We start from the raw sequence: 14,460 nt of genomic DNA, 5'->3' as shown, positions 1-14,460 counted from the left end.
AATGAAGGGAATGCCCGACACCCTCGCCCAACCGGTCAACCACACCCTGGACGTCAAGCACAGCCGCTTCATCGCGCATGCCGCGCCGATCGAGAGCGCGTCTGCGGCGATGGCATTTCTGCAGGACGTATCGGTAGCCGATGCGACCCACAACTGCTGGGCCTACCGGCACGGCCAGGACTATCGCTCCAGCGATGACGGCGAGCCCGCCGGCACCGCGGGCCGCCCGATCCTGGCCGCCATCGATGGCCAGGGATTCGACCGGGTGATGGTGGTGGTCACCCGCTGGTTCGGCGGCATCAAGCTGGGCGCCGGTGGCCTGGTCCGGGCTTACGGCGGCGCCGCTGCCGAATGCCTGCGCACCGCGCCGCGCCTGCCACTGGTGGCGATGGCGCGGCTGCAGCTGGTGGCTGGATTCGAGGACCTGGGCGCGCTGCATGCGGCCCTGCCGGCCCACGCGGCCGAAAAGCGCGATGAACAGTTCGATGCCAATGGCGTGAGATTGCGGGTGGAATTGCCCGCAGAGCAGGTCGACGCATTGAAAATCCGCCTGCGCGACGCCACCCGTGATCGTATCCGTATCCAAGATGACCGCCTCGATGACTGACAAGGACGCACCGGCGACCGACCCGGCCTCCCCGCCGCTGCGCCGCCTCGGCAGCCTGCGCACACTGTGGCCGTTCGTGCGCCGCCACAGCGGATTGTTCAGCGCCTGGCTGCTGGCCCTGGCCGTTTCTTCAGCGGCGACCCTGAGCCTGCCGCCGGCGGTGAAGCAGATGATCGACCACGGCTTCAGCAGCGGTGGCCAGATCAACCGTGCCTTTGCGCTGCTGATGCTGGTCGCTGTGGTGCTGGCGTTGGCGACGGCGGCGCGCTTCTACTTTGTTTCGCTGCTCGGCGAGAAGGTCGTGGCGGATCTGCGCAGCCGGCTGTACGCGCACCTGATCCAGCTCGGCGCCGGCTTCCACGACCGCAGCCGCAGCGGCGAGCTGGTTTCGCGCCTGACCGCCGACAGCGAACTGCTGCGCAGCGTGGTCGGCTCGACCATGTCCGTGGCGCTGCGCAGCAGTGTCACCGTGGTCGGCAGCCTGGCGATGCTGTTTGTCACCAGTCCGCGGCTGGCCGCCTGGTCGCTGCTCGGCATCCCGCTGGCAGTGCTGCCGATCATCATCGGCGCGCGCAAGCTGCGTACCATCGCGCGCAGCAGCCAGGACCGCATTGCCGATGCCAACAGCCTGGCCAGCGAAACGCTGGGCGCGGTGCGCACCGTGCAAGCGCATGCGCGCGAGCCCTATGAACGCGGCCGTTTCGACCATGCGCTGGGCGATGCGATCCGTGCCGCGCGCCGGCGCATCGGCGCGCAGTCGCTGGTGACCGCCAGCGCCATCCTGCTGGTGTTCGGTGCGATTGTCGGGGTGTTGTGGCTGGGCGCGCACGACGTCATCGACGGGCGGCTCAGCGCCGGTACGTTGGGCCAGTTCGTGCTGTACGCACTGATCGGTGGTGGTTCGGTCGGTGCGCTGGCCGAAGTGTGGAACGAACTGCAGCGCGCATCCGGCGGCATGGGCCGCATCGGCGAGCTGCTGCAGGAAGACATCGAGATCCGTGCGCCGGCCAAGCCGCGTGCGCTGCCACAGCCGCTGCGTGGCGAGATCCGTTTCGACGACGTGGTGTTCAACTACCCGCAGCGACCGGACCAGCCCGCGCTGGACCATTTCAACCTGCACGTGCGGCCGGGTGAAACCGTCGCCCTGGTCGGCCCGTCAGGCGCCGGCAAGAGCACGGTGCTGTCGTTGCTGCTGCGCTTCCACGATCCGGCAAGCGGCCGCATCTGCGTGGACGGCATCGATGTGCGCGAGGTCGATCCGGCCGAGCTTCGCGCGCAGCTGGCGCTGGTGCCGCAGCAACCGACATTGTTCGCCTCCAGTGCGCGCGACAACATCCGCTATGGTCGGCTGGAGGCCAGTGACGCCGAGGTGGAGGACGCAGCCCGTGCCGCCGAGGCCGACGCCTTCCTGCGTGCGCTGCCAGAGGGCTACGACAGCGAACTGGGCGAGCGCGGTGCCCGCCTGTCCGGTGGCCAGCAGCAGCGCGTGGCGATCGCCCGTGCCTTGCTGAAGGACGCACCGATCCTGCTGCTCGACGAAGCCACCAGCGCGCTGGATGCACAGAGCGAACATGGCGTGCAGCAGGCGCTGGAACGCTTGATGGCGGGGCGCACCACGGTGGTCATCGCCCATCGGCTGGCGACCGTGCTGAAGGCCGACCGCATCGTGGTGATGGACCATGGCCGTATCGTGGCCGAAGGCACGCATACGCAGCTGCTGGCTGAAGGCGGCCTGTATGCGGAGCTTGCACGCCTGCAGTTCATCGATTGATGACGGCCGGCTAACACCGGCCGGATCACTCTGGTGGCGTAGCGAAGAACCACTGAAGGAGGCCAGGCATGTCGTTCCGTCAGTTCCCCGCTGTCGACAGCAATGGCGAAAGCCACATCATCATCGAGTTCAAGCCCGAGGCCAGCGGCAGTGGGCATGGCTCCGAAGCGACGCCGCGTTATGAGCTTGATGACGGACGCCAGCTGGTACGCAACGGCCGCGAGTTCACCACCAGCGGCGGCGAGGTCAGGTTGTCGATCTAGCGATCCACCGCAGAGCCGGGCATGCCCCGGCTCTACTGCTGTTCCGGCCAGAAAAAAGGTTGGTCATTTTTTGACCAACCATCTTGACAGCCTTGCACGCCAAGGCCTGCCGCCGGTTATCCACATGTTTGCGCAGAAGCCATCCACACGCCCTGTGGATGAATGGCGTTACGCCAGCACCCGGCCGATCCCGCTGGCATCCACTTCGGCCGCGGCTGCCGCGATAGCCCCTGGCTCACTCCCGGCCACGAAACCGATGCGGAAATGCACTTCGCCAGCAGGCGTGCGCGAGGAGTGGATAGAGGCGAGGCTGATGCCATGCTGCTCGAACACGTTCAGCAGCTCACGCAACGAACCGGCGCGGTCTTCAGGCAGATGCACCGACAGTGCATTGCGCTCCGTCAGGTCGGCCAGCAGATAGCCGACGCGCTCGAAGGTGTAGTTGCCCGCAGCCAGGGCCTGATCGCCGAAGGCACTCCTGTTGGCCTCCAGCAGGTGATCGCGGAACGCACCCCGCGCAGCATCGTCGCCCTGCCCGACCTGCACCTGCAGCGTCTGCAGCTGGCCGATCAGGCGTTGCAGCATCGGCGCCACATAAGGATTGCCGAACTGGATGTCTTCGTAGATCGCCGGATTCAACGACAGGATGCGCGAGATGATCGCGGTATCCAGTTCGAACGAGGCCGATCGATACGGCAGCATCGCCGCCAGCGTGCCCAGCTGCGGCTGGTACTCGCGCAGCACACCTGCCTGGGCCAAGTGGGTCGCATGCACCATCGCCTGCACCAGCGCCATCATCTGGTCATGGTGCTGCGGGGTGGCACGCACGCATTCGGCCTGCAGTGCCAGGCACAACGCGTCCACCCAGGGCCGCCAGTGCTGCAGTCGCGCCTCGCAGACCACCATCACCCGGCCCTTCAGGGTCGGCGCCTTGGGCGGCGCCGTCATCGGATGCAGGCCCACCACTTCGGCGCACGAGGCCAGCATCGCCTGCACCGGCGCTTCCTTCACCGAGGTCACATCCAGCCACAAGCGTTCCTGCTCGCGGCCCGCCGACAGGCGCGCGTACTCGGCGATCAACGTGGACGTGTGCCGGATCGGTGCGGAGAACACCAACACGTCGGCCTGTTCCAGCAACTGCTCCGGCGCATGCGAACCCGGATCGGCCGGATCGTGGCCGATCACGCGCACCTGCATGTGCTGTTCGAAGAACCGGGTCAGCCAGCGTCCATAGGCGCCGGCACTGCCGACGATGCCGACCGTGCGCGGCGTGCGTTCGTGCAGATCGCTCATGCCAGCCGTTCGGCGCGGAAGCGCATGCCGTCGGCCAGTGCCGCCGGTGCGGCCGCGATCACGTCGAACTCTTCGAAGCCGTGGGCCAGGGTGGCCTCCAGCGCCGCATGGGTGCCGGCGATGGCCCGCGAGATGGCCATCTGCATCGGCTCACCACGCAGCAGGAAGGACACCATCAGCGACATCAGCACATCGCCGGTGCCTGCCACATCCACAGGCAGCAGCGGCGAGGTCCAGCGCCAGGTTTCCTCGCGCCCCACAGCCAGCGTCACCAGCTCGCCCGGATTGCCGCCGACGCTGTGTGCCAGCACCCACTGCGGCCCCCGTGCCAGCAGCGCGCGCGAAGCAGCAATGGCATCGGCTTCGGCCAGCGCCGGCATGCCGGTCAGGCGACCGAGTTCGAAGGCATTCGGGGTAACCAGCCATGCATGCGGCAGCAGGCGCTCAGCGAAGATCGCTTCCAGTCCCGGCTCCACGTAGGGACCGGTGTGGGTATCGCCGATCACCGGGTCCAGGCAGTAGCGCAGCTGCGGACATGCCGGCAGGATCTCGTCCAGCCAATCAGCAAAGGCCGCACCGTTGGCAGCGCTGCCGAAGTAACCGGAGACCAGCATCTTCGCCCGCTGCGGAAGACCCCGTTCATGCGTGCCGAGCAGCAGATCGGCGAACCAGTCGCTGGGCAGCACACGGCCACGGGTGGTCTCGTAGAACGGCGCATTGCTCAGCAGCGTGGTCGGGATCGAGGCCACGCGCACGCCGAGCGCACGCATCGGGGGCAGCGCGGCGCTGTTGCCGGCATGGCCGTAGACCAGTTGTGATTGGACCGAAATGACATCGATCGGCGAAGGGCCGTCGGGCCGCTGGCGGCGGCCGTGGACCAGGTGGTTGTCGAGGGATTCGCTCATGCCCGCATTCTACGCCCAAGGGGGTTTTCGGCAGGGCTGCGCCCTGCACCTGCAGAGGCAACAGCCACAGCCAAAGCCGAGGCAACAGCAACAGCCGGCTCTGGCTATTCTCTGGTTTGGCGGGGCGGCATGGGGCTGCAGGACACGCCGTAAACCCATCCATGGGGGCTCGATGGCGCCATCCATGGCGCCAACGGTCCTGCAGCCCCATACCGCCCCGCCCTCGACAGTTTCCCGGTGACGGATGGTGATGGAGCCACGACATGCGTGGATGAATCTCCATCGGAATCGAATATTTCGAATTCGAATCGAAGAGCATCCACGACGTGTCGACCAAGGTCGACACCCACCAACAGCAAGTCATGCCATCCCGACAGATTGCAGAAATCTGTCGAAGGCGGGGTGGATCCGGTTGCGGGGGCGTGAGCGCCATGGATGGCGCGACCGAGCTTACAGGGACGTACTTGCAGCGTCCCCCGCAACCGGACCCACCCCGCCTACCCACAGGGAACCTGCTTTTGCTTCGGCCGTTGCCTTGGCTTGAAGCATCTGCAGGTGCAGGGCGCAGCCCTGCCGAAGAACACCCCTCAGTGCGCAGCAGGCCTGGACGGCGGCAGCCAGGCCGCGACGATGCCCAGCAACGGCAGGAACGCGGTCAGCTGGTAGACGAATTCGATGCTGGTCTTGTCAGCCAGCAGACCGAGCACCGCTGCGCCGAGGCCGCCCATGCCGAAGGCAAAGCCAAAGAACAACCCGGACACCATGCCGATCCGGTGCGGCATCATTTCCTGCGCATAGACCACGATCGCGGAGAAGGCCGAAGACAGCACGAAGCCGATCAGCACCGCCAGCACCGTCGTCCACAGCAGGTCGGCATGCGGCAGCATCAGCGCGAACGGTGCCACGCCCAGGATCGAGGCCCAGATGATCGGCTTGCGACCGATACGATCGCCCAGCGGACCGCCGAAGAATCCACCCGCGGCGGACGCCACCAGGAAGGCGAACAGATGCAGCTGCGCCTGCGCCACCGGAATGCCGAAATGATGCATCAGGTAGAAGGTGAAGTAGCTGCCGATGCTGGCCATGTAGAAGTACTTGCTGAAGATCAGCACCAGCAGGATGGCCAGCACCCGGGCGATCATGCGCGGCGGATGGCGCGCGGCAGTCACACCGTGTGCTGCTGGCCGGGGCACGCCCAGATGCAGCGAGTACCAGCGACCGACATAGGTCAGCAGGGCAATGCCGATCAACGCTGCACCGGCAAACCACGATGCGGCATGCTGGCCATAGGGCACGATCACCGCTGCGGCGATCAGCGGCCCCAGCGCCGTGCCGAAGTTGCCTCCCACCTGGAATACCGACTGCGCCAGGCCATGACGGCCGCCGGAGGCGAGGCGTGCGATGCGCGAGGCTTCCGGATGGAAGATGGCCGAACCGATACCGACCAGCGCGGCGGCCAGCAGCACCATCGCGTAGTTGGGCGCAAAGCCGAGCAGCAGCATGCCGCACAAGGTCGAGGCCATGCCGATCGGCAGCGAGTACGGGGCCGGCCGGCGGTCGGTGGCAAGGCCGACCAGCGGCTGGAAGATCGAGGCGGTGAGCTGGTAGGTCAGCGTGATCAGGCCGATCTGGGTGAAGCTGAGATTGAAGCCGCCCTTGATCACCGGATAGATGGCCAGGATCAGCGACTGCATCATGTCGTTGACCATGTGCGAGCTGGAGATTGCCGCCAGCACTCCGGGCGATACGGGGCGGGCGGATACGGCGGGAGAAGCCAGAGTCGACATTGCGCACGGTCAGGATGGGGGCGAGCCGTGCATGCTACGGTGGGCATCCGCTCCCTTCTGCCGCGTTCTGGTCATGGCCTATCGCAAAAAGGACACCCCCTGCCCCATCCGCGAAACCGCGCCGTGGAACGAGGTGCCGGTGCATCGCCCGGTCACCTGCCGCGCACGCGACTACCGCGCCGGCACCCACATCGCGGCGCACAAGCACCGGCGGCACCAGCTGGTCTATTCCATGTCCGGGCTGATGGTGGTGCGCTCGGAGGTCGGCCGCTGGGTGGTGCCCTCCACCCGCGCCATCTGGATGCCGGCGGGCATGGCGCATGCGGTCGACTGCATCGCCGAGGTGCACATGCGCAGCCTGTACATCGAACCGTCATTCGCCCCGCAGCTCCCCGCCGAGCCCTTCGCCGTGCAGGTGGCCCCCCTGCTGCGCGAACTGCTGCAGGCAGCCATCCTGATCGACGGGCCGCATGAAGAAGACAGCCGCGATGGCCGCGTGGTGCGGCTGATGCTCGACGAACTGCGCCGCATGGACGTACTGCCGTTGCACCTGCCCGAGCCCGTCGACCCGCGCCTGCACAGGATCTGCCAGCACATCCAGAAACATCCCGGCGACGAGGCGACCCTGCAGGACTGGGCGCAGGCGTTGGCGATCGACGTGAAAACCATCCAGCGCCACTTCGCCAGCGAACTGGGCATGACCTTCGGCCAGTGGCGGCAGCAGGCGCGCCTGCTGGCCGCGATGGAACGGCTGGCCCGCGGCGAGAAGGTGATCGATGTGGCGCTGGCGATGGGCTACGACAGCCCCAGTGCATTCACCAGCATGTTCAAGCGCCAGCTGGGGCAGACGCCGGCGGCATTCTTCCGTTGATCCGTTGCACCGCGTCCACGCATGGCGCGGATCTGCTGCGCCGGAAACGAAAACGCCGGGCATGGCCCGGCGCTGTCGTTCAACATTTCCCTCAAGGGATCAGGACGTCATCCGATCCCAGAAGCCCTTGACGCCGTCGATGAAGGTCGCCGACTTCGGCGAATGCTTGCGCGCATCCTCGCCGTTGAAGGTGGCTTCGAACTGCTCCAGCAGTTTGCGCTGGTCGCTGGTGAGGTTGACCGGCGTCTCCACTACCACGCGGCAGTACAGGTCACCCTCGCTGCGGCTGCGCACCGACCGCACGCCCTTGCCGCGCAGGCGGAACAGCTTGCCGGTCTGCGTCTCGGCCGGGATACGGATTTCCGCTTCACCACCGAGGGTGGCCACGCGCACGGTATCGCCCAGTGCGGCCTGCGAAATGCGGATCGGCACTTCGCAGTGCAGGTCGTCGCCGTCGCGCTGGAAGATGTGGTGCTCGCGCACGCGCACTTCCACGTACAGATCGCCCGGTGGCGTCCCCGCAGGGCCGGCCTCGCCCTCACCCGCCAGGCGGATGCGGTCGCCGGTATCCACGCCCGCCGGCACCTTCACCGACAGCACCTTGTCTTCTTCGACACGGCCGTTGCCGTGGCAGGTCTTGCAGGGCTTGGCGATGATCTGGCCACGGCCACCACAGTTGTGGCAGGCCTGCTGCATGGCGAAGATGCCGCGCTGGATGCGCACCTGGCCACGACCATGGCAGACATTGCAGGTCTCGACCTTGCCGTCCTCCGAGCCGCTGCCATCGCAGTCGCCGCATTCGGCCAGGGTCGGAATCTCGATGCGGCGCTCGACGCCACGCACCGCTTCTTCCAGGTCCAGCTCCATCACGTAACCGATGTCGGCGCCGCGACGCGCCTGGCGCGGGCCACCACCGCCGGCACCACCAAAGATGTTGCCGAAGATGTCGCCAAAGATATCGTTCATGTCCGGGCCGCCCGGACCACCGCCACCACCGCCCATGCCGTGTTCGAACGCGGCATGGCCATGGCTGTCGTACATGCGGCGCTTGTTGCCGTCGGACAGGACTTCGTAGGCTTCCTTGCACTCCTTGAAGGAGGCTTCGGCCGCCGCATCACCCGGGTTGCGGTCCGGGTGGAACTTCATCGCGCAACGGCGGTAGGACTTCTTCAGTTCTTCGTCGGTGGCGGTGCGGGCAACGCCCAGCACTTCGTAGTAATCGCGCTTGCTCATATCGTGGATCGCATTCCGGAAAGTCGGGATTCGTCAAAGCGGAAGAGCGGAACCAGGTCCGCTCTTGCGTCGGGCGCCCCGACACGCCAGAGGGCGGTCAGGACCCTGGTACGACAACGGGACGCTGGCAACCAGCGTCCCGTGTCGGTCCGGATCAGGACTTCTTGTCGTCCTTGACTTCGGTGAACTCGGCGTCCACCACGTCATCCTGCGCCTTGCCCGCATTGCCGGCGTCGGCACCCGGGGCGGCACCGCCCTGGTCGGCCGAAGCCGCAGCGAACAGCGACTGGCCAGCTTCTTCCAGCACCTTCGACTTGGCTTCGATCTGCGCCTTGTCGTCACCCTTCATCGCGGTTTCCAGATCGGCCAGGGCCGCTTCCACCTTGCCGATCACTTCGCCACCAACCTTGCTGCCGTGCTCGGTGATCGCGCTGCGGGTGCCGTGGATCAGGGCATCGGCCTGGTTGCGGGCCTGCACCAGCTCCTGGAACTTCTTGTCTTCTTCGCGGTTGGCTTCCGCGTCGGCGACCATGCGTGCGATCTCTTCCTCGGACAGACCCGAACCGGCCTTGATCTCGACCTTCTGTTCCTTGTTGGTCTTCTTGTCCTTGGCCGACACGTGCAGGATGCCGTTGGCGTCGATGTCGAAGGACACTTCCACCTGCGGCAGGCCGCGCGGGGCCGGCTCGATGCCGGACAGGTCGAACTTGGCCAGCGACTTGTTGAAGCGGGCCTGTTCGCGCTCACCCTGCAGCACGTGCACGGTCACGGCCGACTGGTTGTCCTCGGCGGTGGAGAACACCTGCGAGGCCTTGGTCGGGATGGTGGTGTTCTTTTCGATGATCTTGGTGAACACACCGCCCATGGTTTCGATGCCCAGCGACAGCGGGGTCACGTCCAGCAGCAGCACATCCTTGACGTCGCCGCCAAGCACGCCGCCCTGGATCGCAGCACCCAGTGCCACGGCTTCGTCCGGGTTGACGTCCTTGCGCGGTTCCTTGCCGAAGAACTCGGTGACAGCCTGCTGCACCTTCGGCATGCGGGTCTGGCCGCCGACCAGGATCACTTCGCTGATGTCGCTCGAACGCAGGCCGGCGTCATTCAACGCAACGCGGCACGGCTCGATCGACTTCCTGATCAGCTCTTCCACCAGCGATTCCAGCTTGGCGCGGGTCAGCTTGATGTTCAGGTGCTTCGGACCCGACGCGTCAGCGGTGACGTACGGCAGGTTCACTTCAGTCTGCTGGGCGCTGGACAGCTCGATCTTGGCGCGCTCGGCAGCATCCTTCAGGCGCTGCAGGGCCAGCGGATCCTTACGCAGGTCGATGCCCTGGTCCTTGTTGAACTCTTCAACCAGATACTCGATGACGCGGTTGTCGAAGTCTTCGCCACCCAGGAAGGTGTCGCCGTTGGTGGCCAGCACTTCGAACTGCTTCTCGCCGTCGACATTGGCGATCTCGATCACCGAGACGTCGAAGGTGCCGCCGCCCAGGTCGTAGACAACGATCTTGCGATCCTTGTTGTCGCCCTTGTCCAGGCCATAGGCCAGCGCGGCCGCGGTCGGCTCGTTGATGATGCGCTTGACGTCCAGGCCGGCGATGCGGCCAGCGTCCTTGGTTGCCTGGCGCTGGCTGTCGTTGAAGTAGGCCGGCACGGTGATGACCGCTTCGGTGACCTTCTCACCGAGGAAGTCCTCGGCGGTCTTCTTCATCTTCTCCAGCACCTTGGCCGAGATTTCCTGCGGTGCCATCTTCTTGGCATCGCTGGTGGCCACCCAGGCATCACCATTGTCATGGGCCAGGATGCTGTACGGGACGTGCGCGATGTCCTTCTGCACTTCGGCGTCGGTGAACTTGCGGCCGATCAGGCGCTTCACCGCGTAGAAGGTGTTCTTCGGGTTGGTCACGGCCTGGCGCTTGGCCGAGGCACCGACCAGGACTTCGCCGTCCTTGGTGTAGGCGACGATCGACGGGGTGGTGCGATCGCCTTCCGAATTTTCGATGACGCGGGCCTTGCCGCCGTCCATGATCGCCACGCACGAGTTGGTGGTGCCGAGGTCGATACCAATGATCTTGCCCATGGGGGAGACTCCTTGAAGGATGTTGTTTTTGTCAGTCCGGCCGTTCGGCCGGTGGATGAATGGGATGTGGGGGAGGCTCGTGGAACATTCAAGCCATCCCCCGAACGCTGTGTTTCCGTTCGCCCAACACGTTCAGCGTCGGTCGTGCCGATGCCCCGGTCGCGGCGGGAAAACCCGCGCCAGGCCAGGCCCGGCGCCCGCGGTCAATCGGCGGCAACCACCACCAGCGCCGGCCGCAGCAGGCGCTCGTTGAGCAGGTAGCCCTTCTGGAACACGGTCACCACGCTGCCCGGGGCGGCGCCGGGGGCAGCGACCTGGCTGATCGCCTGGTGGTGTTCCGGGTTGAACGGCTGCCCGGTCGGGTCCAGCAGCACCAGGCCGTTGTCACCAGCGACCTTCAGCAGCTGCTTGTAGGTCAGCTCCAGGCCCTCGCGAAGCGGATGGGCATCGTCGCCGGCGGCCTTGAGGCCGGCATCGAGGCTGTCGAATACCGGCAGCAGTTCGCCCAGCAGCTTCTCGTTGGCGAACTTGCGCGCCTGTTCGATGTCGCGGGCCACGCGCTTGCGCTGGTTGTCGAGGTCGGCGCGCTCACGCAGCGCTTCGGCCTTGACCTGCTCCACTTCGGCACGGAGCTGTTCGATCTGTTCGTTGACGCCCTCGGCGGCAGCTGCGTCGGCGGCGGCCTGCTGGGCGGCGATGTCTGGCTGATCTTGATTCATGTCTGGGTCCCTGGCGGTCACTCTCCGCCTCCACCCACCCTAGTGTGGGCGGGATGCTGCGTTTCAAGCGTCCGATGCACCCGGAGTTCGCCCGCCCGGCGAAAAGGCCGCGCCGAGCACATCGGCGGTGGCCTGGACCAGCGGAATCATGCGGTCGTACGCCATCCGCTTCGGCCCGATCACGCCCAGCACGCCCAGTACCTGGCCGTTGGCGGTGTACGGCGCGGTGACCAGCGAGACGCCCTGCAGGGGTACCACGCCGGTTTCCTCGCCGATGAAGATGCGCACGCCGGGGGCCTGGATGGTCCGCTCCAGCAGCTGCAGGATCTCGCGCTTGCTGGAAAACAGCTCGAACAGCTCGCGCAGGCGCTCCAGGTCGGACAGGTCCTGCACCCCCATCAGACGCGTCTGGCCGGCCACCAGCATGTCGTCGGCCGGCGGCTGCAGGGCCTGCTCGGCCAGCTCGACGCTGTGCGCCAGCACCTGTTCCAGCTCGGAACGGGCGTCGCGCAGCTCCAGCAACAGGCGGGTACGGATCTCGGCCAGGGGCAGCCCGGCAAAGTGGGCATTGAGGTAGTTGGCCACCTGCTCCAGCTGCCCCGGTGCGAAGTCCTGGCGGGTCTCGATCACCCGGTTCTGCACTTCATTGTCGGCAAACACCAGGATCGCCAGCACCCGGCGCCCGTCCAGCGCCACGAAATCGATCTGGCGGAAGGCGAACTGCTCGCGGCGCGGCGCGCTGACCACGCCAACGAAGTGGCTCATCGCCGACAGCAGCTCCGACGCACTGCCGAGCAGCGCCTGGGTACTGCCGCCTCCGGCCAGCTCCTGACGCAGTCGGGCCAGCTCCCCTTCGCCCGGCGGCTGCATCTGCAACAGGCTGTCGACGAACACCCGGTAGCCATGCGCGGTCGGAATCCGGCCCGCCGACGTATGCGGCGAGGCCAGCAGGCCCAGGTCTTCCAGGTCACCGAGGATGTTGCGGATGGTGGCCGGACTGACCTCCAGGCCGGCCACGCGCGCCAGCGTCTGCGAACCCACGGGCTCGCCATCCTGGATGTAGCGCGCGATCAGCGTGCGCAGCAGGTGCCGCGCGCGCGGGGCAAGTTGGTCGGGAGAACCGTGCATGGAATCAACCTGTGAGACAGGGACATTAGATAATGGCGACGCATCCCCTTGGCAAGTCATTGGACGACCCCGCCGCGCGTGCTAGCGTTGCGCGGCTGCAGACACCCCCTTACCCATGCTCAGACATCTTTCAATCAAGGATTTCGCCGTCGTCCGCGCCACCGAACTGGAGTTCGGGCCGGGCATGACCGTGGTTTCAGGCGAGACCGGCGCGGGCAAATCGCTGATGGTCGACGCCTTGGGCTTCCTGTCTGGCCTGCGCGCTGACAGCGGCGTGGTCCGCCATGGCGCGGCCCGGGCCGAACTGTCGGCCGAATTCGCGCTGGACCAGCTGCAGGCCGCCCGCCAGTGGCTGGCCAGCAATGAGCTGGACGATGAAGACCAATGCCAGCTGCGCCGCGTGATCCGCGCCGACGGCGGCTCGCGCTCGTGGATCAACGGCCGCCCGGTCACCCTGGCGCAGCTGGCCGACCTCGCCGGCCTGCTGGTGGAGATCCATGGCCAGCATGAGCAGCAGGCCCTGCTGACGCGCCCGTCGCAGCTGGCCCTGCTGGACGCCTATGCCCGCAACGAAAGCGAACGCCGCCAGGTGCGCCGCGCTGCCGCCACCTGGCAGGCGCTGGTCGATGAATCCCTGGCACTTTCGCAACAGGGCGACGTGAGTGACCGCATCGGCTTCCTCGAACATCAGCTGCGCGAACTGGACCGTGAGGATCTGGAGCCGGAGTCGATCACCGCGCTCGGCGCCAGCCATCGCCGTCAGGCGCATGCCAGCGCCCTGTTGGCCGCCTGCCAGGCAGCTTCGGACCAGCTCAACGGCGACGAAGGCCACTCGGCGCTGGATCAGCTGCAGCAGGTGCGGCATGAACTGGCCAGGGTGGCCGAACATGACCCGCGGCTGGGCGACGTCGATGCCCTGATCGACAGCGCCTCCATCCAGCTGCACGAGGCGCTGGCCCTGCTCGACCGGGTGCATGACGACCTGGACGCCGATCCGGACCAGTTCGAGGAGAACGAGCGCCGCCTCGGCCGCCTGCACGACCTGGCCCGCAAGCACCGCGTGCCGATGGATGAGCTGGGTGCGCAGCGTGAGCGCATGCACGCCGAAGTGGAACAGCTGCGCGGCGCCGACGAGCGCCTGCAGCGTCTGGCCGGCGAAATTGAAAAGGCCGCAGCGGCCTGGCGTGTCGAGGCTGCAGCACTGACCACCAGCCGTCGCACCGCTGCTGCCGAGCTGTCGGCCACCACTACCGGCATCATCGCCGAGCTGGGCATGGGCGGCGGCCAGTTCCTGATCGAGCTGGAGCCGCAGGACAACGGCAAGCCGGACCCGCAGGGCGCCGAGCGCGTCGAGTTCCTGGTGGCTGCCAATGCCGGCCAGCCACCGCGTGCGCTGCGCAAGGTCGCTTCCGGTGGCGAGCTGTCACGTATTTCGCTGGCCATCGAAGTGGCCGCGCTCGACCTGGATGCAGTGCCGACCATGGTGTTCGACGAAGTCGACTCCGGCATCGGTGGCGCGGTGGCCGATATCGTCGGCCAGAAGCTGCGCGCCCTCGGCGAAAAGCGCCAGGTCCTGTGCGTGACCCATCTGCCGCAGGTCGCCTCCAAGGGCCACGCCCATTACCGGGTCAGCAAGGCACCGGTGGAAGGCATGACCCAGAGCGCGGTGGAGAAGCTCGACGCAAAGGCCCGCGAGGAAGAGCTGGCGCGCATGCTGGGTGGCGTGGAAGTGAGCAAGGAAGCCCGCGCCGCCGCGCGCAAGCTGCTGCAGGTATAGGCCCCTGCACGCCTGTTGGCGCGCGT

12 protein-coding genes are annotated in these 14,460 nt (G+C 66.8%); 5 read left to right on the top strand and 7 right to left on the bottom strand.

The annotated features are described in order from the left end of the window. The first annotated feature begins 10 nt into the window (after window positions 1–10). The 3 genes from J2X70_RS13610 to J2X70_RS13600 all read left to right on the top strand — a co-directional run bounded on the left by J2X70_RS13610 (window position 11) and on the right by J2X70_RS13600 (window position 2,641). Entirely contained in the window at window positions 11–607 is a 597-nt protein-coding gene (locus J2X70_RS13610) for a YigZ family protein (protein WP_223482269.1), read from the top strand. After that, window positions 600–2,378, top strand: a complete 1,779-nt coding sequence (locus J2X70_RS13605; protein ID WP_223482268.1) for an ABC transporter transmembrane domain-containing protein — start codon at window positions 600–602, stop codon at window positions 2,376–2,378. Before J2X70_RS13610 ends, J2X70_RS13605 begins: the two co-directional genes overlap by 8 nt. A gap of 68 nt (window positions 2,379–2,446) precedes the next feature. Further along, window positions 2,447–2,641 (top strand): hypothetical protein, encoded by a 195-nt coding sequence (locus J2X70_RS13600; RefSeq protein ID WP_025875144.1) that lies wholly within the window; start codon window positions 2,447–2,449, stop codon window positions 2,639–2,641. Between the two features lie 168 nt (window positions 2,642–2,809). Here the strand turns inward: J2X70_RS13600 and J2X70_RS13595 are convergent, their stop codons facing one another. From J2X70_RS13595 to J2X70_RS13585, 3 genes are all read right to left on the bottom strand, one after another. Then, on the bottom strand, window positions 2,810–3,934 hold the full coding sequence (locus J2X70_RS13595; protein WP_080149109.1) for a prephenate dehydrogenase: 1,125 nt from the start codon (window positions 3,932–3,934) through the stop codon (window positions 2,810–2,812). After that, on the bottom strand, window positions 3,931–4,839 hold the full coding sequence (gene pdxY, locus J2X70_RS13590; RefSeq protein WP_059063846.1) for a pyridoxal kinase: 909 nt from the start codon (window positions 4,837–4,839) through the stop codon (window positions 3,931–3,933). Before pdxY ends, J2X70_RS13595 begins: the two co-directional genes overlap by 4 nt. A 587-nt stretch (window positions 4,840–5,426) precedes the next feature. After that, a complete protein-coding gene (locus J2X70_RS13585) occupies window positions 5,427–6,626 on the bottom strand; it encodes an MFS transporter (RefSeq protein ID WP_309910746.1) in 1,200 nt (399 codons plus the stop codon). Between the two features lie 73 nt (window positions 6,627–6,699). On the opposite strand from J2X70_RS13585, the gene J2X70_RS13580 reads away from it, so the two are divergent. Beyond that, window positions 6,700–7,497, top strand: coding sequence for a helix-turn-helix transcriptional regulator (locus J2X70_RS13580; protein WP_033830869.1), 798 nt, complete (start codon window positions 6,700–6,702; stop codon window positions 7,495–7,497). A 99-nt stretch (window positions 7,498–7,596) separates the two neighbouring features. On the opposite strand, the gene dnaJ is transcribed toward J2X70_RS13580, so the two are convergent. From dnaJ to hrcA, 4 genes are all read right to left on the bottom strand, one after another. Beyond that, window positions 7,597–8,730: a molecular chaperone DnaJ gene (gene dnaJ / locus J2X70_RS13575; protein ID WP_025878872.1), complete on the bottom strand. Its 1,134-nt coding sequence runs from the start codon at window positions 8,728–8,730 to the stop codon at window positions 7,597–7,599. A 154-nt stretch (window positions 8,731–8,884) separates the two neighbouring features. Then, window positions 8,885–10,810 (bottom strand): molecular chaperone DnaK, encoded by a 1,926-nt coding sequence (dnaK, locus tag J2X70_RS13570; protein WP_025878871.1) that lies wholly within the window; start codon window positions 10,808–10,810, stop codon window positions 8,885–8,887. Between the two features lie 203 nt (window positions 10,811–11,013). Further along, complete coding sequence (grpE, locus tag J2X70_RS13565) at window positions 11,014–11,529, bottom strand: nucleotide exchange factor GrpE (RefSeq protein ID WP_025878870.1); 516 nt, start codon at window positions 11,527–11,529, stop codon at window positions 11,014–11,016. Window positions 11,530–11,592: 63 nt separating this feature from the next. Next, complete coding sequence (gene hrcA / locus J2X70_RS13560) at window positions 11,593–12,657, bottom strand: heat-inducible transcriptional repressor HrcA (RefSeq protein WP_025878869.1); 1,065 nt, start codon at window positions 12,655–12,657, stop codon at window positions 11,593–11,595. A 115-nt stretch (window positions 12,658–12,772) separates the two neighbouring features. On the opposite strand from hrcA, the gene recN reads away from it, so the two are divergent. Next, window positions 12,773–14,434, top strand: a complete 1,662-nt coding sequence (gene recN / locus J2X70_RS13555) for a DNA repair protein RecN (RefSeq protein WP_059063844.1) — start codon at window positions 12,773–12,775, stop codon at window positions 14,432–14,434. Window positions 14,435–14,460: the final 26 nt, after the last annotated feature.

This window comes from Stenotrophomonas sp. 1337 (genome assembly GCF_031455455.1).
GTDB lineage: Bacteria > Pseudomonadota > Gammaproteobacteria > Xanthomonadales > Xanthomonadaceae > Stenotrophomonas > Stenotrophomonas indicatrix.
The sequence above is the reverse complement of the archived record's forward strand: the minus strand, read 5'-3'. Positions and strand labels throughout refer to the sequence as shown.